Source organism: Caulobacter sp. GW821-FHT09B11 (genome assembly GCF_059418205.1).
In genome coordinates this window covers 263,363-283,188 of record NZ_JBWKPK010000003.1, presented here as the reverse complement: position 1 = coordinate 283,188, position 19,826 = coordinate 263,363, and the positions used below count along the sequence as shown (strand labels likewise).

Sequence of the window (19,826 nt, the reverse complement as noted above, 5' to 3'; positions counted from 1 at the left end):
GTCGCGCCCCGCGCCCCAGCGGTCCAGCTCGGCCCGGCGGCGATCCAGCGGCGTGACGGCGTAGCGCGGATCGCCCAGGGCGCCCTGGCCGGTCAGCTGGGACATCCGCGACTCCAGCGCCTGCCGCTCGGCCATCAGCCGCGCCAGGTTCGGCGACAGGGTCGAGGGATCGGCGCCGCGGGCGGCCCCTGATGCAGGCGAGGGCGCGGCCGCGCGGACCGGCGCGGCCGGAGACGGCGCCTTGGCGCGGCGCAGGGCGTCCTTCCAGGGCGGATCGCTCATCCGGAGCCTTCTTGCTCGGCCGCGCGCCGCTGCTCGATCAGGCCGCGCACGCGCTCCTCGAACAGGGCCGGCGGCGGGATCGGCACCAGCTTGGTGCGCATCAGGCTCGAGCCCTCGGCGCTGTACTGGTACTTGGCCGCATAGCTGGCGCTGACGCTGCTGGCGCTGACCGCCCCGCCGCCGCCGAACGGCGTCCACAGCCCCCCGGCCTTGACCGAGGTGTTGCTGCTGCTGCGCTTGATCTCGGTCTCGGACTTGAACGAGATCGACATCTTCAGCTCGATCACCGTATCGACGAACTGGTAGAAGGTCGGCGTGAAGCCGAGCTCCAGCAGGCTGTATTCCTGGCCGTCGCCGAACTTGACCAGATAGGTCTTCGACTTGGCGCCGTCGCCTTCCTTCTCCTCGTCCGCGTCCTCGTCGTAGCCGGCCATCAGCCGGGCGATGCGCAGCGAGACGAGGTCGAGTTGAAGCTGGGCCGTGGCTATGCCCACACCCAGGCGCTGGACCATCTCCGGGAAGGGGACGGCGAGCAGTTCTTGGCCCACGCTCATGGGACGTTCTCCGTCCGGGGTTTAGTTCTTGTTTTCGGCCAGCGACTTGTCGAGCAGGCGCTTGCGGCGCTCGATCTCCTCGTCCAGCTGGCGACGAATCCGCTCTTCCAGGATGGCCGGGGGCGGGATCGGCACCAGCTTGGTGCGCAGCAGGCTCGAGCCCTCGGCCGTGTAGCTGTACTTGGCCGAGTAGGAGGCGTCGACCTGGCTGGTCGAGACCTGGGTGGTGTTGCTGGAGCCGAACTTGCCGCGGAACAGCTTGAACGAGAAGCTGTTGCTCTTGGTGTTGGTCTGGTTGGTGTCGCGCGACGAGCGGGTGGTCTCGCGCGTGTAGGTGAACTTGATGGCGATCTTCACCTCGATGATCGTGTCGACGAACTGGTAGAAGGTGGGCGAGAAGCCCAGCTCCAGCATCGACAGCCGGGTCGGCACCCGGATCAGGGTGGTGTCGAGGCTCTCGCCGTTGTCCTGGGCGTTCTTCTTCTGGTTGGCGATGACCTTGGACAGGGCGTCGATATTGCCGCCGGAGATCGCGTCGTCGGTGGCGATGAAGGCCTCGGCCTGCTGGACGGTCATCAGGTCGTAGCCGAAGAAGATCCGGCTGTCGTCGAAAGTCTGGTTGCCTTCGTCGTCGGTGACGACCTGCAGGCCGCCCATCATCTCGGCCACCTCGATGCTGTTGGCGTCGAGCTTCATCTGGCCTTCGGCGATGGCGAAGGCCATCTGGCGGATCATGTCCCCCATGGGGACGTTCAACAGCTCTCTTCCGATCGACGGCATGACGTCTCCTTCCTAAACGGTGGTGGGTTCGCTGATCCTGCGCAGCAGGTTTTCGAGGATTTCGGGGGGCGGCAGGCTGACCAGCCGGGCCGCGATCGAGCTCATGCCCTCGGCGCTGACCGAGAACTTGCGCGCGTAGCTGACGTTGACCGAGGCGGCGACCATGACGAAGCCGGTGTTGACCCCGACGGTCGCGCCGGCCGAGACGCCGAATTCGGTGCTCTCGGTCATGCTGAACGAGAGCTTGGCCTCCACCGTCGCCTCGGTGAAGCTGTAGAAGGTGGGCGTGAAGCCCAGCGAGATCAGGTTGTGGGTCTCGCCGCCGATCTCGATGTCGGTCGTCGCCATGGCCTGGGCCGTGGCGATGCTGTTGCGGTCGAGCGCGGCCTGGGCTTCGGCGATGGCGACGCCCAGGCGCTCGATGATCTGCGGCAGCGGCGCGGACAGCAGCTGCCGGGTGACGGCGGCGGTTTCGCTCATGGCGTCGGGGTCGGGGCTGGCGTCAGATAGGTCTTGATCTCGTCGAGGAACTCGACGGGCGCGGGCACGGCGACGATGCGGGCCGAGATGCTGCTGTTGCCGTTCACCGACTGCTCGAACTGCCGGCTGGTGCGGTAGTCGACGGCCAAGCCCACGGCGACCGAGATCTTAGGCTTGTCGCCGCTTGCCGTCGGGCCGGCCGCGATGGGGGCCAGGGCCTTGGTGATGCTGGCGCCGTCGGCGGCCGACAGGGCGATGTCGTTGGCCGACAGGGTGACCAGGTTGATCAGCACCACGTCCTTGGCGTCGGCGAAGGTGACGACCCCGCCCTGGCGCGTGGCCCGCACGCCGTGTGTGGCGCTGCCGGCGTTGACGTCGCGCGTCAGGTTGAAGGCGTAGGCCTCGGGCGTGTCGCCGGCGAAGTTGGAGCCGCCGGAATTGACCGCCGCCCCGCTGATCGCCACCGAGGTGTCGGAGGCCCCGACCTTGACCGCCGTGGCGTCGACGGCCTGGGCCGTGAAGTGACGCACGATGATGAAGCCGTTGCCGCTGGCGCTGCCGCCGGTCTTGTCGGGGGTGGGCGTGGCCTGCAGTTGGGTTCCAGCGGAGTCGACGATGATCAGCAGGTCGTTGGAGTCGGCCAGCAGCACCTCGGCGCGGCGGAACTGCTGGTTGGAGACCTCGTCGGTGGCGCCGATCCAGCGGTCCTCGCCCTTGGTCTCGACCTTGCGGATCTGGGCGGCCGGGACGCCGTTGCTCTTCAGGTAGTTGGCGACCGCGTTGGCGCGGTCCTCGCCCAGCTTGATGTTGTAGTCCTGCGAGGCGACGCGGTCGGTGAAGCCGACGACGTCGACCACCGAGCCGCTGTCGCGCAGGGTGCGGGCCAGCAGGCCCAGTTCCTCGGTGGCGGCGGGCTTGAGCACCGAGCTGCCGCTGTCGAACAGGGCGATGCCCAGGGTGCCGCCGCCGACGGGCAGGGTCGAGCCGACCGGATCGCGCTGCAGCTTGGCCTTGAAGCCGCCCAGGGCGTTGATCGCCGACACCACGGCGCGGGCGTAAAGCAGCGCGTTGGCCTGGCTCTTGACGTTGGCGGTCTTGCCGGCGGCCAGGACGAAGTCCTCGCTGGCGCCGGCCGTGGGCGTCTCGACGATGCGGATCACCCCGACGCTGGACTCGCCGGCCCCGTAGAAGGCCACGCCGCTGTCGGTCTTGATCGGATTCTTGGCGGTGTCGGGGTCGAGCTTGAACTGCACCTTGGTGTGCTGGGCCTCGACATAGGCCCGCTCGAACTTGCCGGCCGGGGTGCGCAGCTTCTGGGCCACGGCCTCGGCGGCGGACTCCAGGTCGGCGCCGGCCGCGTCGGTCTTGGCGCCGTCCACCGTGACGCTGGCGGGCAGGCTTTTCAGCGTGATCTGGGCCTCGCGGGCGTTGGCCGGGGATTGCGGGCCGCCCTGGCCGAAGCCGAAGTCCAGCTTGCCGCCGATGCCGAAGGCGCTGGCCTCGCCGACCTTCATGGTCAGCTGCATCGAGACCGTCAGGTCGGCGTGCTGGTAGTGATAGAAGGGCGGCGACAGCCCCAGCTGCAGCAGGCTTTTGCCGCCCAGCCCTGGGCGGGGCTCCACGTACTCGCCGACCTGGGCCAGGCTGTTGAGGTCGAGCGCCTTCTGGGCGTCGGCGATCGACAGGCCCATGGCCTTGATGAACTCGGCGACGCTGGCGTCGGCCAGGATCTGGCCGGGCGTCATCTTCTCGATGGGGTTCTCGTCAGCCATGCATCGGTTCCTTGCTCATCGGCTCCCGGGGCGACACGGGGGATTCACAGACGCGGGTTCGATCGACGGTGTCGGCGCGCACGGTCCAGTAGCCGTGAGCGCGCTGAGCCTCGGCCAGCCGGGCGGCGGTGACGCCGAGGCCCCGGGCGGTCCAGGCGAGCAGGTCGCGGGCCAGCCCCAGGCCTTCGTCCAAAGCCAGGGCGGCGGCCAGGCCGTCGCGGGCGCCGGCCACGTCGCCGGCCTTCAGCCGGTTGACGCCCAGGCGCTCCAGCAGGAAGGCGCGGTCGCGGCGCTGGAAGTCGCTGGGCGTGCCGTCGCCCAGCTCGGCGGCGGCGCTGCTGGCGGCCTCGCCGGCCAGGGTCGCGGCTTGATCATGAGCGCCCGTGCGCTCCAGGCTTTCCAGAACGCAGTGCAGGTAGTGGCGGGCGAAGATCTGCGGGGCGCGCACGCCGTGGGCCAGGCGCAGGGCCTCGCGGTATTTGGCCAGGGCCTCGTCGTGGCGGCCCTTCAGGGCCAGCAGCTTGCCGGCCTCGGCGACGCCGGCGTGCAGGCGATGGACGTCGGGACGGGCGCTCACCGATTGGCCGGTCATGGGGCGACCTGGGCGAACAGCACCTCGGCGCCGGCCGCTTCCAGCCGATGGCGCAGCAGGCGGGCGTGGGGGCGGGGCATCGGCGGGGTGGCCAGAGGCGCGGGTCCAGCCAGCCTGAACTCGGCGAGCAGGGCGGCCGGGGCCGACAGGATGTCCAGCGCCTGGTGGGCGAAGGTCTCCAGCTCGGCGCGCACATGCAGGTTCGCGGCCTCGTAGGCGGCCATCCGGTCTTCGAGATCGGCGAAGGCGACGCCCGCCTCGATCGGAACCGGCAGGGCCTGGCGCAGCAGGTCGTAGTCCTCGACCGGCACGCCGGCCAGGGCCTCCAGCGCCTCGGCGGCGTCGTCCGGCGCGGCGACCAGTTCGATGGAAAAGCGCAGGAAGGCCTGGTCGATGATCCGCACCTGCTCGGGGGCCTTCAGCCGCCGCCACAGGCCGTCGGCCTCGCCGCGGGTCAGGTCGAACACGGTGGCAGAACCGCCGGCGGCGATCTCGGCCCCGGCCGGCAGGCGTGGGCGCAGTATGCCGACCTGCAAAGGCGACAGCCCGCTGGCGAAGAGCGCGAAGCCCGCGGTGTCGGGGCGGCTGGCGGTCAGGCGCACGGCGTCGGCGGGAAGGGCGGCTTCCAGCGCCCGGACCGTGGCCTCGGTGACATTGCCCAGGATCACGCCCGGCGGGGTCAGCAGCAGGTCGAGGGCGGCGTTCGGCTCCATGCCGAGGAAGCGTCCCAGGGCCTGGGCGACGGCGTCGGCGGCGTCGAGATCGATGAGTTCGCCGGCCAGGTCCATGGCCGGCGCGCGGGCCGGAGCGGGGCCGGCCGGGGTCACGGCCACCTCGACGCCCAGGGTGCGGATGACGCCGGCCAGATGCGCGGCGTCGGCCGCCGGCAGTCCGGCCAGCAGCCGGGCGGGGGCGCGATAGAGGGCGTCGACCACCGTCTCGACCGGCATGTCGAGGGCCTGGCTGAGCACCGACGCGGCCTTGGGCGTCGCGCCGCCGATGCCGGTGACCAGCAGGTCAGCGGGCTCCACGCTCGGAAGATCTGCGCTCTGGGACGCTACGCTGGGGTACACCGACGACTCGAGCACCAATCCCTCCCTGAGGCTGGTTTCGACCGGGCGATCCACGCTCTGGTTGGCGTGGCGCTGGACTCGTGTCAGAGTTGCAATTGTTTGTAAAGCTTTGAAACATCGCACGTGGTGAATTCGCACCAGGTGCTTTCGCCCGTGTGCGGACGATCACGGCCGGCCGAGTTCCCGAGGTCGCGGCGGAACAACTGTCATGAAGCCGTGCTAGCGCCGGCCCATGTTTCCGGAGCCCGCATTCCTTCGCGTCCGCGCCTGGCGCGTCGCGTCATGACCGACCTGGCCAGCCTGCGCGCCCAGCGCGACGAGCTCTACCACTTCATCGTCCGGCGCACCCGCGACCCGGCGGCGGCCGACGACCTGGTGCAGGAGACCTTCGCGCGGCTGCTGACCTACGAGAAGGCGCGCACCGTCGCCGACCGGGCGGCGCTTGGCTACCGCATCGCCCTGAACCTCGTCCGCGACCACTTCCGCAGCCGCAAGCGCCGGCCGGTCGAGGCGCTGGACGACGATATTCCCTGCCAAGCCCCCGCGCCGGAGCAGATCCTCATGCATCGCCAGAAGGTCGAGGTGTTCGGCAAGGTGCTGGACGCCATGCCGCCGCTGCGCCGCGACGTGTTCATCCGCCGGCGCCTGCACGGTCAGACGACGCGCGAGATCGCCGCGGCCCTGGCCATGAACGAGGCCGCCGTCGAGAAGCACGTGGTGCGGGCGCTGGAGCAGCTGCATCGCGAAGTGGCCAAGGCCGAGCGTCGCGCGGGAGGCCGCCGATGAGCCGCGCCCGCCGCACCGCCGCCCTGTGGGCCGCCCGCCGGATGGACCCGGCCTTCCGCGACGAGGCCGGCTTCGCCGCCTGGCGGACCGCCGACGCGGCCAACGCCCAGGCCTTCGACCAGCTGTGGACCACCAGCCAGGACGCGGCCCTGTCCGAGGCCATGGCGCTCAGCGAACAGCGCCGCGCGGTGCGCGCCCGGCGGGCCGGGCCGATCGCGGGCCTGGCCGGCGGCCTCGTCGCAGCCTGCGCCCTGGCCGCGGTGATCGCCTGGCCCCAGCTGCAGCTGATGACCGTGACGCCCACGATCTTCGAGACGGGCAGGGGAGAGCACCGCACCGTCGCCCTGGCCGACGGCACCAAGGTGACGCTGGACGGCGGCACCCGGCTGTCGGTCCGGATGGGGTCGCAACGTCGCGAGGTCGCCCTGGCCCAGGGCGAGGTCTTCTTCGATGTCGCCCACGACGAGGCGCGGCCGTTCACGGTGAAGACCGCCGAGGGCTCGGCCCGGGTGCTGGGCACGGCCTTCGACCTGGAGCTCAGCCACGAGCGCGGCCCGGGGCGGGTGGAGCTGTCGGTGCATCGCGGCCGCGTGCGGCTGGCGCCCAAGGGGTTGATCCATCGCACGGCCGAACTGACCGTCGGCCAGCGGGCCTTCGCCACCGAGGGGCGGCTGTCCAAGGTCAGGGCCTTCGACCCGGCGGGCGACGACTGGCGCTCGGGCTGGCTGGAGACCGACGGGGTGACCCTGGCGCGGCTGGTCGAGCGACTGAACCGGGCCTCGCCGACGCCGATCATTGTCCAGGGCGAGGACCTTGGCCGCCAGCGCGTGGCCGGCCGCTTCCGCATGGACGATCCGGACGCCCTGGTGCGCAATCTGGCCCTCGTCCACGGCTTCAAGGTGAGGGAAGGCGAGGGCGGTCTCGTCCTCACCCGTTGAGGGGGTCGCTGACCCCGTCGTGGAAACTTCACAAAATTCCCTGTCCTGACAGGCGGGGCGCCGGCGTCTTTCCCGCCGAAGCCGGCCTCACGCCGCGCGAACTCGGGGATAGACGATGACCTTCAAGATCTGGCTCGGCACGGCCTCCGCCGCCGCCCTGCTGACGGCGAGCCCGGCCCTGGCCGCGCCCGCGCAGAAGCCCGCCCTGGCCATCCCGGCCGGCGACCTGTCGACGGCCCTTCCGGCCTTCTCGCGCGCCACCGGCCTGCAAGTGCTGGCCGATCCGGCCCTGCTGGCGGGCAAGCGCACCGGCGGCGTGCGCGGCGAGGTCGACGCCGAGAGCGGCCTGGCCCAACTGCTGCGCGGCACCGGCCTGACCTATGTGCGCAACGGCGGCGCGGCGGTGCTGCGCCCGGCGGCCCAGAAGATCTCGACCGCCCCGGCCCCGGTCGCCCGCGCCGAGGCCGCGTCGGCTCCGGCCGCCGCCGAGCCGGTCGCTGAAGAGCCCGCCGCCGTCGAGGAGATCGTCGTCACCGGCGGCTTCGCCAGCTCGCTGGCGCGCGCGTTGGCCGACAAGCGTAAGGCCGCCAACGTCGTCGACGCCATCTCGGCCGAGGACATCGGCAAGTTCCCGTCCAACAACATCGCCGAGGCCCTGCAACGGGTGCCGGGCGTCGCCATCACCCGCGACCGCGGCGAGGGCCTGTTCGTCCGCGTGCGCGGCCTCGGCCCCAACTTCCAGATCGTCACCCTCAACGGCCGCAGCGCCGCGGTGAACGAGAACATGCGCGACAGCGGCCAGAGCGGCCGCCAGTTCCGCTTCGACACCCTGCCGTCCGAGCTGGTGGCCGGCGTCGAGGTCGGCAAGACCCCGCTGGCCTCGCTGGACGAGGGCGCGATCGGCGGCGTGGTCGACATCAAGACCTTTCGCCCCCTGGCCCTGGGCAAGAACACCATGGCCGCCTCGGTGACGGCCAGCCATCCGGAACTGGCCGGCAAGACCGACCCGCGCGCCTCGGGCCTGATCAGCTGGGTCAATGACGACAAGAGCTTCGGCGCGCTGCTGGCCCTGGTCTACGACCAGCGCACCCTGCGCCAGGACCGCGTCACCGGCGTGGGCTGGAGCTATGTCGACACCTCCACGACCCTGGGCAAGAGCCTGGCGGCGCAGGGGATCAGCCTCTATCCGACCGCCATCCGCCCGACCCTCGAGCGCGAGGATCGCGAGCGCAAGGGCCTGGTGTTCTCGGCCCAGTATCGTCCGACCGACGCCACCGAGATCACCTTCGACGCCAGCTACACCCACCTCGACGACCACTATGACGAACTGACCTATTCGGTCGACCAGACGGTCTCGACCCTGGTTCCCGGCTCGGCCGTGGTGCGCGACGGAACCCTGGTCGGCGGCACGGTCACCTCGACCAGCCAGATCGGCCGCGAGGTCAGCGACCTGGCGCACGACAACCTGATGCTGGCCGTCAACGGCAAGCAGCGGATCGGCGAATGGACCTTCTCGGGCGACGCGGCCTACGCCCGCGCCTATTCGGAGACCTCCAAGCCGATCACCCGTACGCGTCTGCTGGGCTCGATCGGCCAGACGACCTTCAACATGACCAAGGCCGACGACGAGGACCTGCCGAGCGTCACCCTGGCGACGACCAACCTTTCCAATCCCTCGCTGCTGCCGTTCCGCCGCATCGAGTACCGCGTCAACGACTCGCTGGATCTCGAAAAGGCCCTGCAGGCCGACGCCGAGCGTCCGGTCGAATGGGGGCCGTTCAACCGCATCGCCTTCGGCGTGAAGTTCCGCGAGCGCGAGCGCACCTATAATCGCGCCGACATCAACTACACGACCAATCTGGCCGGCAAATACTTCGACGCCAGCTACTTCGAGGCCTTCCCGGTCAGCGACTTCCTCGGCGACGTGGGCGGAAATCTGCCGCGCACCTGGGTGATGCCCAACCCCGAGAAGTTCTGGGCCCTGGCCGACAAGAGCCAGCTGGGCACGGCGCGCGCCGACAAGCGCAACTCCTACTTCGTGTCGGAAGAGATCCTGGCCGGCTACGCCCTGACCGACCTCGACACCAGGATCGCCGACCTGCCGCTGCGCGGCGAGGTGGGCGTGCGCGTGGCCAACACCAAGCAGGTCTCGGCCGGCCACGCCGACAACGGCAGCGCCGCCCTGCCGGTGCGCTACGAGAAGAGCTACACCGACGTGCTGCCGACGGCCAACTTCGCCCTTGACATCACCGACACCCTGCAGGCCCGCGTCGCCGTGGCCAAGGTGATCACCCGTCCGTCGCTGGCCGATCTGGCCCCGCGCCTGACGCTGAACTCCTCGGGCACGGTGCTGACGGCGGTGGGCGGCAATCCGGAGCTGAAGCCGTTCGAGGCCTGGCAGTACGACGCCACGCTGGAATGGTACTTCGCCCCCGGCAGCGCCCTGATCGCCGGCGCCTTCTACAAGGACATCACCACCTTCGTTTACAGCCAGAAGACCAACATCGTCGTCGACGGCCAGACCTACCAGCTGACCTCGCCGACCAACGGCGGCCAGGCGACGATCAAGGGCGTCGAGCTGGCCTACCAGCACCTGTTCAAGAGCCTGCCCGCGCCGTTCGACGGCCTCGGCTTCCTGGCCAACTACACCTACACAGACACCGAGGCGACCTACTCGGCGACGCTGAAGGACGAGATGGTCAACGTCGCCAAGAACAGCTTCAACCTGACCGGCTTCTACGAGAAGGACCGCATCGCGGCCCGGGCCAGCTACAGCTGGGTGGACGACGTGCTGCAGGATGTCGGCGGGGCGGGCCTGTCGGCCCTCAACGACGCGGCCTTCGGCTCGCTGGACGCCAGCGTCAGCTACAAGATCACGCCGCAGATCACCGCGGCGCTGGAAGGGCAGAACCTGACCGACGCGGCCCAGTGGCAGTTCGTCAAGGGCGGCTGGTTCGGCGGCTACACCAAGTACGGCCGCACCGTCAGCTTCGGCCTGCGGGCGAAGTTCTAGAGTTCAACTGCTCCGCTTACGGAGTATCGTTCTTCCTGGCTGCCCGACGGGGCGGCCAGGGAGGCGATCTCGCATGACGGAGGGGAGCTTTGCTTGACCTCCTCCGACCCGATCCCCTCACTGGCCCGCGCGATTCCGCCGTGCGGGCCGTTTTTTGTTTTCCGGGAGTTTCGATGCGTCTGATTGCCCGCCTAACGGCCCTCGCCGTCACCGCCCTGGTCGCCGCGCCCGCCGCCGCCCAGCAGCCCGGCGACACCCTGGAGAAGGTGGTGATCCTCAGCCGCCACGGCGTGCGCGCGGCGATGTCCAGCCCCGAGCGCCTGGAGACGGCCACCGCCAGACCCTGGCCGCGCTTCGGCGTTCCGGCCGGCCACCTGACGGCCAACGGCGGGGCGCTTTCCACCCTGTTCGGAACCTATTATCGCGATCTCTACGCCAAGCAGGGCCTGCTGGCCGGCGCCGACTGCGGCGCGGTCTATTACTGGGCCAATGTCACCCAGCGCACGATCGCCACGGCCAAGGCGCTGGGCGAGGGACTGTCGCCGGGCTGCGCGGTGGACGTCCACACGGTGGGCGAGGGCAAGATCGATCCGCTGTTCGAGCCGGTGAAGGCGAGCGTCGCCAAGCCCGACCTCGCCCTGGCCCGTGCTTCGGTCGCCGGCCGCGTGGGCGGCAGCCTCGCCGCCTGGAGCGCCAGCCACGCCGACGCCATCGCCAGCCTCGACGAGCTGCTGATGCAATGCGACGCCGCCCCGTGCCCGAAGGCCGACGGCAAGCGCCGCGTCTATGACGAGGCCCCGGCCTTCTCCGACGACGCCGACGAGACGGTGGGGATCGCCGGCCCCGAGGCCTTCGCGTCGGGCGTCACCGAAAGCCTGCTGATGGCCTGGGCCGACGGCCAGGACTTCGCGGGCCTCGGCTGGAAGGGCCTCGACGAGGCGTCGTTGCTGCGGGTCTTCCCGCTGCACCAGGCCGAGTTCGACCTGCGCCTGCGTTCGCACGAAGTGGCCCGCACCGGCGCCGGCCATCTGGCCTCGCGTATTCTCGCCACGCTGGAGACCAAGCCAGGCAAGGACGCCATCGGCGATCCCAATTCCAAGATGGTGGTGATCGTCGGCCACGACGGCACCCTGGCCATGCTGGGAGGGCTGCTTGGCCTGGAATGGGCCGCGCCGGGCTATCAGCCCAATCAGATCGCGCCGGGCGGCAACCTGGTGTTCGAGCGCTGGAAGCGCGCCGACGGCGTGCGGGTGATCCGCGTGCGCTACGCGGTGCAGAGCCTGTCGCAGTTGCGGGAGAAGAAGGCCCTGACCCTGGCCGCTCCGCCGGAAGCCTCGCCGATCTTCGTGCCGGGCTGCAGCCAGGCCGGAGCGGGTTATGACTGCCCGGTGGAGAAGTTCGCGGCGGTGGTGAAGGGGGCGATCACCCACTAACCCCCACCTCCCGTCATTCCCGCCCTCGTGGCGGGAACCCCTGGGTCCGCTGGCAGGCGCCTCGCAAGCGGACCGCCAGCGGTCCGCCCCTCCGGCCCGTGCGGCTGACAGAGGGTTTCCCGCCACAAGGGCGGGAATGACGGGAGTGCAGGAGAGGGGAGCGACCTTCGCCGCTCCCCCATTTGCTCTAGTGCGCCGCCGAGGTGTCGGCCACGCGGGTCGGCTTCGGGGCCAGCCAGACGATCACGGCGGCGACCACGAACAGGGCGGCCATGGCCATGAACACCTGGTTGGTGGCCAGCATGACGCCCTGGCTCTGGACCATGTTGTCCAGCGTGCCGCGCGCCTGTTCGGGCGTCAGGCCCACGCCCTGCAGCTGGTCCATTGTCGACTGCGCGCCGTTGAGCACGCCCGACAGTTCGTTGTGGTTGCGGCTGGCGCCGTCGGCCCAGACCGTGGTCACCACCGAGGTGGCGAAGGCCCCTGACAGTGTCCGGCAGAAGTTCATCAGGCCGGCGGCGCTGGCGGTCTCCTCGACCCGGACGCTGGCCAGGGCCAGGGCGGTCACGGGGACGAAGAAGAACGGCATGCCGAAGCCCTGGAACAGCAGCCAGTGGGCGATGTCGAAATAGCCCATCTGCTGGTTGGCCTGCGCCCGGAAGAAGGTCATGAAGGCCATCCACATCAGGCCCAGGAAGACCAGACGCCGGGCGTCGAACTTGGCCGACATGCCGGCCGCCAGCGGGGCGACCAATACGGCGGTGACGCCGAGCAGGGCCGAGACGTAGCCGGCCCAGGTGGCCGTGTAGCCCATGTTCTGCTGCAGCCAGAGCGGGTTCAGCACGTTGATGCCGAAGAAGGCCCCGAAGGCGACGCTGAGGGTTATGACCGCCGCGGTGTAGCCGCGGTGGCGGAAGACCCGCAGGTCGACGATCGGGTTCTCCTCGGTCAGCTCCCAGATCAGGAAGGCGACGAAGCCGACGGCGGCGACCAGCGCCAGGCCGATGATCAGCGGCGAGGAGAACCAGTCGTGCTCCTTGCCCAGGTCCAGCATGATCTGCAGCGAGCCGACCCAGACGACCAGCAGGCCCAGGCCCACCAGGTCGACCTTCGCGCGGGCCAGCGGCGTCTCGTGGGCCTTCAGCAGGTTCCAGGCGAACCAGGAACAGGCGATGGCGATCGGCACGTTGATCCAGAAGATGAAAGCCCAGCCGACGCTGTCGCACAGCGCGCCGCCCAGGATCGGCCCGAGGATCGGGGCGACCAGGGTGGTCATGGCCCACAGGCCCGTGGCCGCGGCGGCGTGCTTCTTGGGGAAGACGCGCAGCAGCAGGGTCTGCGACAGCGGCATCAGCGGGCCGCCGCAGGCGCCCTGCAGGATGCGGAACAGCACCAAGAAGCCCAGCGACGGCGCAAGACCGCACAGGAACGAGAAGATCCCGAACCCGATCATGCCGAAGACGAACACCCTGACCGCGCCGAAGCGGGCCGAAAGCCAGCCGGTCAGCGGCACGACCACGGCCTCGGCCACGGCGTAGGAGGTGATGACCCAGGTGCCCTGGCTCGGCGAGACGCCCAGGGCGCCGGCGATGTTCGACACCGAGACGTTGGCGATGGTGGTGTCGAGCACCACCAGGAAGTTGGCGGCGGCCAGGATCAGGCCGGCGAAGATCATCGCCGGCCCGCTGAGCGGCGCGGGTTCGGAGGCCGCTCTTGCGGAGGCGGCTTGAGCGCTGGCCATGACGGCTGTCCTTGCTCGGAATTGGGGCTCGGAGTGGGGCTTAGCCGCGGGTGTCGATCGTGGCCTTCATCGACAGGCCCACGCGCAGCGGGTGAGCCTTGAGGTCGGCCGGGTCGATGGCGACGCGGACGGGCAGGCGCTGCACGACCTTGATCCAGTTGCCGGTGGCGTTCTGGGCCGGGATCAGGGCGAAGGCCGCGCCGGTGCCGCCCGACAGGCCGGCGACCTTGCCGTGGTACTTCACCGAGCCGCCGTAAAGGTCGGCTTCCAGCTCGACCGGCTGGCCGATCTTGACCTTGCGCAGCTGGCCTTCCTTGAAGTTGGCGTCGACATAGGCCGCGCCGATCGGAACGACCTGCATCACCGGCGAGCCGGCGGCGACGCGCTGGCCGATCTGGACGTTGCGCTTGGCCACGACGCCGTTGATCGGCGCGCGGATGACGGTGCGCGACAGGTCCAGCTGGGCCTGCTCGACCTTGGCGCGGGCGGCGGCGACTTCCGGGTTGGCGTCGACGGTCGCGCCGGAGGTCAGCACGGCGTTGGCGGCCAGAGAGCCGGCGGCGGCGGCGCGGTTGGCCTGGGCCTGCGCTTGCGAGGCCTTGGCCGAGGCGAAGGCGGCTTGGGCGTTGGCATAGGCGTTCTGGGCGCGGGTCAGTTCGTCGCCCGAAACGGCGCCAGTGGCGGCCAGAGCCTTGCGGCGGTCCAGGTCGACGCGGGCGCGCTCGAGGTCGGCCTGGGCCGAGGTCAGGCTGGCGGCGGCGCGGGTCTGGTCGGCGTCGCGGGCGGCGATCTGGGCGGCCAGGCTCTGGTCGGTGGCGAGATAGCCGCGCACCCGGCGCTCGGCGCGGGAAAGATCGGCCTGGGCGGAGGCCAGGGCGATGCGGGCGTCGCTGTCGTCGAGGGTCACCAGCACGTCGCCTTGCTTGACGACCTGGGTCTCGTGGACGGCGACGCTGCGCACCGGACCGCCGACCAGCGGGGTCACCTGGGCGGTGTCGGCGCCGACATAGGCGTTGTCGGTCTCCACATGGTGCGACCCGACCAGGGCGTAGTAGGCGCCATAGCCGGCGCCGGCGACGACGATGACGGCGGCGAGGCCGGCGAACAGCTTCTTGCGCTTGGCGCCGGCGGCGGCCTTGGCAGCCGCGGCTTGAGCTTGGGCGTCGGCGGAGACTTCGGAATCGAACATTGGGGGATGCTCCGGGAAACGGGTCAGGCGGCGCGGTAGCCGCCGCCGAGGGCGCGCACGAGCGCCACGTCGAGGGTGAAGGCGCGGGTCTCGAGGTCGGCGAGGGTCCGCTGGTTGGCGATCAGGGCGTCCTCGGCGGTGAGGACGTCGAGGTAGGTGGCCAGGCCCCCGCGATAGCGCTGCAGGGCGATGTCGTGGGCGGCCGACGAGGCTTCGACGGCCTTGCGGCTTTCACCCAGGCGGGCGTCGAGGGCGCGGGCGCTGACGGCGGCGTCGGCGACGTCCTTCAGGGCCTGCGACAGGGCGCCGTTATAGCTGGCGACGGCGGCGTCGTAGTCTGCGGCCGCGCCGCGATAGCCGGCCCGCAGGGCGCCGCCCTGGAAGATCGGCAGGCGGATAGCCGGGCCGAACGAGCCGATGCGCGAGCCGCTGTTGGTCAACATGTCCAGGCCCAGCGACTGCTGGCCGAAATAGGCCGAGAGGTCGACATTGGGGTAGAACTCGGCCTTGGCCTTCTTGACGCTCTGGGCGGCGGCCTCGGCCCGCAGACGGGCGGCGACGACGTCGGGGCGGCGGCCGATCAGGTCGGCAGACAGGTTCTGCGGCAGGCCGAAGGCTTTCAGCGCGCCCACCTTCGGACGCTCCAGCGACAGGCCCCGGTCGGGACCGGCGCCCAGCAGGGCGGCCAGGCGGTTGCGGGTCAGGCCGACGGCTTCGTCCGAGGCGGCCAGCTGGGCGCGGGCCGAGGCCAGCGCGGCCTTGGACTGCTCGGCCGAGCCCTGGTTCTCCAGGCCGTTGGCGGCGCGGTCGGCGGTCAGCTGGGCCGTCTGCTCGCGGGTGTTCACCGCGTCGGCCGCCGCGTCGCGGTCGGCGAACAGCTGGGCGAGGTCGGCATAGGCGGCGGCGACATTGGTCGACAAAACCAGGCGCGTCTCGGCGGCTTCGGCCTTGGCGGCCTCGGCTTGCGAGGTGGCGGCCGCCAGAGCCGCGCGGTTCTTGCCGAAGAAGTCGAGCTCCCAGGCGAAGTCCAGCGTCGCGCGGCCGCTGTCGTTGTAGCCCTTGGGCACATAAGCGGCCGGGAAGCCGTTGTGGTAGCTCTGCTTGACGGAGGCGTAGTTGGCGTTGGCCGACAGGCTGGGCAGCGTGGCCGAACGGGCCTGGCCGGCGAGGGCTTCGGCCTTGGCGACGCGGGCCTGGGCGGCGGCCAGGTCGGGCGAACCGGCCAGGGCTTCTTCGATCAGGGCGTCGAGCTGGGCGTCGCCATAGGCGGCCCACCAGCGGTCGGTCGGCCAGTCGGCGGCAGGGGCCGCGAGGCTTTGCCGCGAGGCGTAGGCGTCGGGCGCCTTGATCGCCTGGGCCGGCGGCAGGGTCGGCACGGCCGCACAGCCCGCCAGGGCCGAGGTCGCGAGCAGGGCCGCGAGGGTAGTTTTCAATGTGGTTTTCTGGGGGAGGGACAAGTGCGCCATCGAATTGCTCGATATCAAACCGTACAGGACGGTCTAAATATAACTTGACGTGACGGCGTCAAGCGAAAAGTGTACAGTCTGGTCCAGAAAACGACTGGGCCATGAAACCCGGCTGCGGGGAAGCGAGGAGAGCGCGTGCGCGTCAAGACCGAGGAGAAGCGGAAGTGCATCCTGGAGGCCGCCAAGGCGGTGTTCCTGGAGCGCGGATTCCTGGGCGCCAGCATGGCCGAGGTGTCGGCCCGGGCCGGCGGCTCCAAGCAGACGCTCTACAGCTACTTCGCCTCGAAGGACGACCTCTTCGTCGCCACCATGCTGGAGAAGGGCGCCCAGATCATCGATCCGGTGTTCGCCACCTTCGAAACCGAGGACGACCTGCGCAAGGCCTTGAACAAGTTCGGCCGCGCCTTCCTGTCGTTCCTGTCCAGCGAAGAGGTGCTGGCCTTCCGGCGGATGATCATCGCCGAAGGCGCGCGCTCGAACCTGGGCAAGCTGTTCTTCGAGAACGGCCCCAAGCGCGGCTGGACCAGGATGACCGCCCGCTTCGAGTGGTTCATGGACCAGGGCAAGATGCGACGGGTCGATCCTTGGCAGGCGGCCATGCATTTCCAGGCCCTGTGTGAGGCGGGACCCTTCTATCGCCTGCTGGAAGGCGTTCTGAAGGAGCTTCCCCAGTCACTGGTCGACGAGACGGTCGACGCCGCCGTCGACGTGTTCATGCGGGCATACGGCGTGGAGCCGGCCAAGGCCTGACGGGCGGTTGCGCCTCGCGCGTTCTGGGATAGTCTTGCACTCAGGAGTTGTTCTGGCGTGCGGAGGCTGACCTTGTCGAACGGGATCGCGCGGACGGTCGTCCTCGGCCTCGCCATGGTCGCCCTGGGGGCCTGCGCGACCTCGCAGGAGGCGCGCGTGGCTAACCTTGGTCCCCTGCAGGCTGCGCTGACGATCCCGCCGGAGGTGCTGCGCGACCGCGCCGCGCACAACGACGCCTCGGCCCAACTGAGCCTTTCGCTCCTCTATGAATACGGCCAAGGCGGCGTGGAGCGCGATCCGGTCGAGGCCTATCGCCTGCGCAAGGCCGCCACGGCGGTGCGCGGATCGACGCCGATCACCACCTACATCGCCGGCCTGAACGGCAAGCCCGGCCGCGTCTCGACGATCTTCGTGCCGCGCTACGCCCTCGCGCCGTCTCTGGCGGCGACCAATGTCGCCTGCACGCGCGTCCTGGCCGCCGACAACCGCTCGCCCGAAGCGATCGAGACGTGCGGGGGCGCCGCAAACCACGCGGAACTGGCGGCCCGCTGGCGGCGCTGAGCCGCATCAATTCAGGAAGAAGGGGAGAGAAAGCCTTGTCGAAGACGATCACGCCGATCGCGGCCCTTGTGACTACGGCGCTGCTGATGACGGCCTGCGCGACCTCTCCTGAGGACCGGCGCGCCGAACTGGAGCCGCTGAAGCTGGCGCTCACCACCTCGCCCCAGGAGCTGCGCGACCGCGCCGCCGGCCCCAGCGCCAAGGTCCAGCTGGCGCTGGCCCTGCTGTACGAGAACGGCCAGGGCGTCGAGCGCGACCCGGTCGAGGCCGAGCGTCTGCGCAAGGCGGCGACGGCTTCGCGCGGGGCCTTGCCGCGGACGGACCGTGGGCCGCTCGACCTCGAGGGCGAGAAGGTGTTTCGTGAAAACGCGCCAAGCTACGACGTCGTCGAACCCCAGGTCGCCGCCAACCGCGCCTGCGCCAAGGCCCTGGCGGCTCGCGATCGCTCGGCCAAGGCTGTCGAGACCTGTGGCGGCGAGGCCGGATACGCGGAGCTGGCGGCGCTCTGGCGCTAAGCCTTGGCGATCAGCTCCAGCGCCTCGGCCTCGGACACCACCTCGGCGTACTTGGCCTGAAGGTCGAAGAGGTTGGCTTCCTGCACCCGCTCGTCGCGGTCGCCAGAGGCTTCGCGCACCACGAACGGGATGAAGCCGTGTTGCAGGGCATCGAGCGCGCTGGCTCGCACGCAGCCCGAGGTCGAGAAGCCGCCCATGATCACGGTGTCGACGCCCATGGCCCGCAGGGTCGAGGCCAGCGGCGTGCCGAAGAAGGCCGAGGCGTACTGCTTGGACAGCACGATCTCGCCCTCGATCGGGGTGATCTCCTTGGGAAAGGCGCCCAGCGGCGAGCCTTCCTGGAAGGCCTTCAGGGCCGGCACCTTGCGATAGAACACCCCGCCGTCGCGGCCGCCGACGCCGGCCTGGTAGACGACGTTGGTCAGGATCACCGGGATGCCCGCCTTGCGCGCCGCCTGCAGCAGGCGGGCGTTGCTGGCCAGGGCCGCCTCGACGCCGGCATAGAGCGGCGAGTCCGGCAGCAGATAGGCGTCGACAACGTCGATGATCAGCAGGGCCGGGCTCTTGCCGAAGGCCAGGCGCCCGCCGAAGCCAGCCTTGTGGTAGTCCGCGTCCAGGTCTTCAGCCATTTCTACTCCGTGCATCCCCGCCAGGGCGGGGATCCAAGCTGACTCTCGATATTCACTGTGGAGGATGGGGGAGGTCCTAGACCACCCCCTGCTCGGCGAACGCCTTCAGCTCGCTTTCCGAGATGCCCAGCTCGCCCCAGACCGCGCCGTTGTCCTGGCCCACCGCCTGCGAGGCGATGGCGCGGACGACGCCGGGAGTCTTGGACAGCTTGGGCATGACGTTCTGCATGGGCAGCTCGCCCCAGCGGGGGTGGTCGAGCGTGACGATCGACTCCCGGGCCGCGAAGTGCGGGTCGGCCAGCATCTCGGGCGCGCGATAGATCTTCCCGGCCGGCACGCCGGCCTCGATCATCGCCGCCTCGACCTCGTCGACCGTGAGGGTCTTGGTCCATTCTTCGATGAGGGCGTCCAGCGCCTTCATGTTGCGGCCACGGTTCACGTGGTTGACGTAGTCTGGGTGCTGGGCGAGTTCGGGCTGGCCCATGGCCTTGCACAGGCGGCCGAACACCGTGTCCTGGTTGGCGGCGATCAGGTAGTCGCCGTCCTTGCAGTGATAGACGTTCGACGGGGCGATGCCGGGCAGCACCGAGCCCGAGCGCTCGCGGATGTAGCCCATGACCTTGTAGTCGGGGACCAGGCTTTCCATCACCTGCAGCACCGCCTCGTAGAGCGAGCTGTCGACCACCTGGCCTTCACCCGTCTTGTCGCGGTGGCGCAGGGCGGCGAGGGCGCCCAGGCACCCGTAGGTCGCCGCCAGGGCGTCGCCGATCGAGATGCCCATGCGCGAGGGCGCGCGGTCTGGGTCGCCGACGATATGGCGCCAGCCGCCCATGGCCTCGCCGATGCCGCCGAAGCCGGCGCGGTCGGCATAGGGACCGGTCTGGCCGTAGCCTGACACCCGCACGATGATCAGGCCCGGGTTCTCGGCGTGCAGGGCTTCGGGACTCAGGCCCCAGCCCTCCAGCGTGCCCGGCCGGAAGTTCTCGATGAGAATGTCGGCGGTGGCGATCAGCTTGCGGGCCAGGGCCTGGCCCTCGGGCACGCGCAGATTGGCCGAGACCGTGCGCTTGTTGCGGGCCACGACCTCCCACCACAGCGGATAGTCGCCGCGGCCCCAGTCGCGCATCGGGTCGCCCTTGCCGGGCGGCTCGATCTTGATCACGTCCGCGCCCATGTCGCCCAGCAACTGGCCGCAGAATGGACCAGCGATCAGCTGGCCCATCTCGACGACGCGCAGGCCCTTGAGGGGACCAGTGTTTTCAACCGTCATGA

19 protein-coding genes are annotated in these 19,826 nt (G+C 70.2%); 7 read left to right on the top strand and 12 right to left on the bottom strand.

Translation table 11 applies throughout. The annotated features are described in order from the left end of the window. The 7 genes from AC07N1_RS03650 to AC07N1_RS03620 all read right to left on the bottom strand — a co-directional run. A partial coding sequence (locus AC07N1_RS03650) for a hypothetical protein (protein ID WP_494670557.1) occupies nucleotides 1-282 on the bottom strand: 282 nt, incomplete at its 3' end. Beyond that, complete coding sequence (locus AC07N1_RS03645) at nucleotides 279-836, bottom strand: hypothetical protein (protein ID WP_487290792.1); 558 nt, start codon at nucleotides 834-836, stop codon at nucleotides 279-281. The genes AC07N1_RS03650 and AC07N1_RS03645, both read right to left, overlap by 4 nt. 21 nt (nucleotides 837-857) lie before the next feature. Continuing rightward, nucleotides 858-1,592 (bottom strand): hypothetical protein, encoded by a 735-nt coding sequence (locus AC07N1_RS03640; protein ID WP_487290793.1) that lies wholly within the window; start codon nucleotides 1,590-1,592, stop codon nucleotides 858-860. A gap of 36 nt (nucleotides 1,593-1,628) precedes the next feature. Further along, on the bottom strand, nucleotides 1,629-2,096 hold the full coding sequence (locus AC07N1_RS03635; protein WP_487290794.1) for a hypothetical protein: 468 nt from the start codon (nucleotides 2,094-2,096) through the stop codon (nucleotides 1,629-1,631). After that, complete coding sequence (locus AC07N1_RS03630) at nucleotides 2,093-3,868, bottom strand: OmpA family protein (protein WP_494670556.1); 1,776 nt, start codon at nucleotides 3,866-3,868, stop codon at nucleotides 2,093-2,095. The genes AC07N1_RS03635 and AC07N1_RS03630 overlap by 4 nt, the downstream gene beginning before the upstream one ends. Further along, the gene (locus AC07N1_RS03625; RefSeq protein WP_494670555.1) at nucleotides 3,861-4,460 is read right to left on the bottom strand and encodes a hypothetical protein; all 600 of its coding nucleotides are present in this window, start codon (nucleotides 4,458-4,460) and stop codon (nucleotides 3,861-3,863) included. The genes AC07N1_RS03630 and AC07N1_RS03625 overlap by 8 nt, the downstream gene beginning before the upstream one ends. Then, complete coding sequence (locus AC07N1_RS03620; protein ID WP_494670554.1) at nucleotides 4,457-5,491, bottom strand: hypothetical protein; 1,035 nt, start codon at nucleotides 5,489-5,491, stop codon at nucleotides 4,457-4,459. The genes AC07N1_RS03625 and AC07N1_RS03620 overlap by 4 nt, the downstream gene beginning before the upstream one ends. 324 nt (nucleotides 5,492-5,815) lie before the next feature. Between AC07N1_RS03620 and AC07N1_RS03615 the strand changes: the two genes are divergently transcribed. The 4 genes from AC07N1_RS03615 (at nucleotide 5,816) to AC07N1_RS03600 (ending at nucleotide 11,703) form a co-directional block, all read left to right on the top strand. Continuing rightward, the gene (locus AC07N1_RS03615; RefSeq protein ID WP_110119698.1) at nucleotides 5,816-6,319 is read left to right on the top strand and encodes an RNA polymerase sigma factor; all 504 of its coding nucleotides are present in this window, start codon (nucleotides 5,816-5,818) and stop codon (nucleotides 6,317-6,319) included. Next, a complete protein-coding gene (locus AC07N1_RS03610; RefSeq protein WP_494670553.1) occupies nucleotides 6,316-7,257 on the top strand; it encodes a FecR family protein in 942 nt (313 codons plus the stop codon). The genes AC07N1_RS03615 and AC07N1_RS03610 overlap by 4 nt, the downstream gene beginning before the upstream one ends. Nucleotides 7,258-7,372: 115 nt before the next feature. Then, nucleotides 7,373-10,270, top strand: coding sequence for a TonB-dependent receptor (locus tag AC07N1_RS03605; protein WP_494670552.1), 2,898 nt, complete (start codon nucleotides 7,373-7,375; stop codon nucleotides 10,268-10,270). Between the two features lie 173 nt (nucleotides 10,271-10,443). Then, nucleotides 10,444-11,703, top strand: coding sequence for a histidine-type phosphatase (locus AC07N1_RS03600; RefSeq protein WP_494670551.1), 1,260 nt, complete (start codon nucleotides 10,444-10,446; stop codon nucleotides 11,701-11,703). A gap of 187 nt (nucleotides 11,704-11,890) precedes the next feature. Here the strand turns inward: AC07N1_RS03600 and AC07N1_RS03595 are convergent, their stop codons facing one another. Genes AC07N1_RS03595 through AC07N1_RS03585 form a run of 3 tightly spaced genes read right to left on the bottom strand, consistent with a single transcriptional unit; the run spans nucleotide 11,891 to nucleotide 16,066 of the window. Beyond that, nucleotides 11,891-13,444, bottom strand: a complete 1,554-nt coding sequence (locus tag AC07N1_RS03595) for a DHA2 family efflux MFS transporter permease subunit (RefSeq protein ID WP_494670550.1) — start codon at nucleotides 13,442-13,444, stop codon at nucleotides 11,891-11,893. A gap of 40 nt (nucleotides 13,445-13,484) precedes the next feature. Next, a complete protein-coding gene (locus tag AC07N1_RS03590; RefSeq protein WP_494670549.1) occupies nucleotides 13,485-14,633 on the bottom strand; it encodes an HlyD family secretion protein in 1,149 nt (382 codons plus the stop codon). A 23-nt stretch (nucleotides 14,634-14,656) separates the two neighbouring features. Further along, nucleotides 14,657-16,066 (bottom strand): efflux transporter outer membrane subunit, encoded by a 1,410-nt coding sequence (locus AC07N1_RS03585; RefSeq protein WP_494670548.1) that lies wholly within the window; start codon nucleotides 16,064-16,066, stop codon nucleotides 14,657-14,659. A 168-nt stretch (nucleotides 16,067-16,234) separates the two neighbouring features. Here AC07N1_RS03585 and AC07N1_RS03580 point away from each other — a divergent pair, with 168 nt between their 5' ends. The 3 genes from AC07N1_RS03580 to AC07N1_RS03570 all read left to right on the top strand — a co-directional run bounded on the left by AC07N1_RS03580 (nucleotide 16,235) and on the right by AC07N1_RS03570 (nucleotide 17,925). Further along, complete coding sequence (locus AC07N1_RS03580; RefSeq protein WP_494670547.1) at nucleotides 16,235-16,849, top strand: TetR/AcrR family transcriptional regulator; 615 nt, start codon at nucleotides 16,235-16,237, stop codon at nucleotides 16,847-16,849. Between the two features lie 72 nt (nucleotides 16,850-16,921). After that, entirely contained in the window at nucleotides 16,922-17,410 is a 489-nt protein-coding gene (locus tag AC07N1_RS03575) for an SEL1-like repeat protein (protein ID WP_494670546.1), read from the top strand. A gap of 35 nt (nucleotides 17,411-17,445) precedes the next feature. Next, nucleotides 17,446-17,925 carry an SEL1-like repeat protein gene (locus AC07N1_RS03570; RefSeq protein ID WP_494670545.1) on the top strand — a complete coding sequence of 160 codons (480 nt, stop codon included), beginning with the start codon at nucleotides 17,446-17,448 and terminating at the stop codon, nucleotides 17,923-17,925. Here the strand turns inward: AC07N1_RS03570 and AC07N1_RS03565 are convergent. Both AC07N1_RS03565 and AC07N1_RS03560 read right to left on the bottom strand, forming a co-directional pair. After that, entirely contained in the window at nucleotides 17,922-18,554 is a 633-nt protein-coding gene (locus AC07N1_RS03565) for an isochorismatase family protein (RefSeq protein WP_494670544.1), read from the bottom strand. The genes AC07N1_RS03570 and AC07N1_RS03565 overlap by 4 nt on opposite strands. 76 nt (nucleotides 18,555-18,630) lie before the next feature. Further along, the gene (locus AC07N1_RS03560; protein WP_494670543.1) at nucleotides 18,631-19,824 is read right to left on the bottom strand and encodes a CaiB/BaiF CoA transferase family protein; all 1,194 of its coding nucleotides are present in this window, start codon (nucleotides 19,822-19,824) and stop codon (nucleotides 18,631-18,633) included. Nucleotides 19,825-19,826 lie beyond the last annotated feature (2 nt).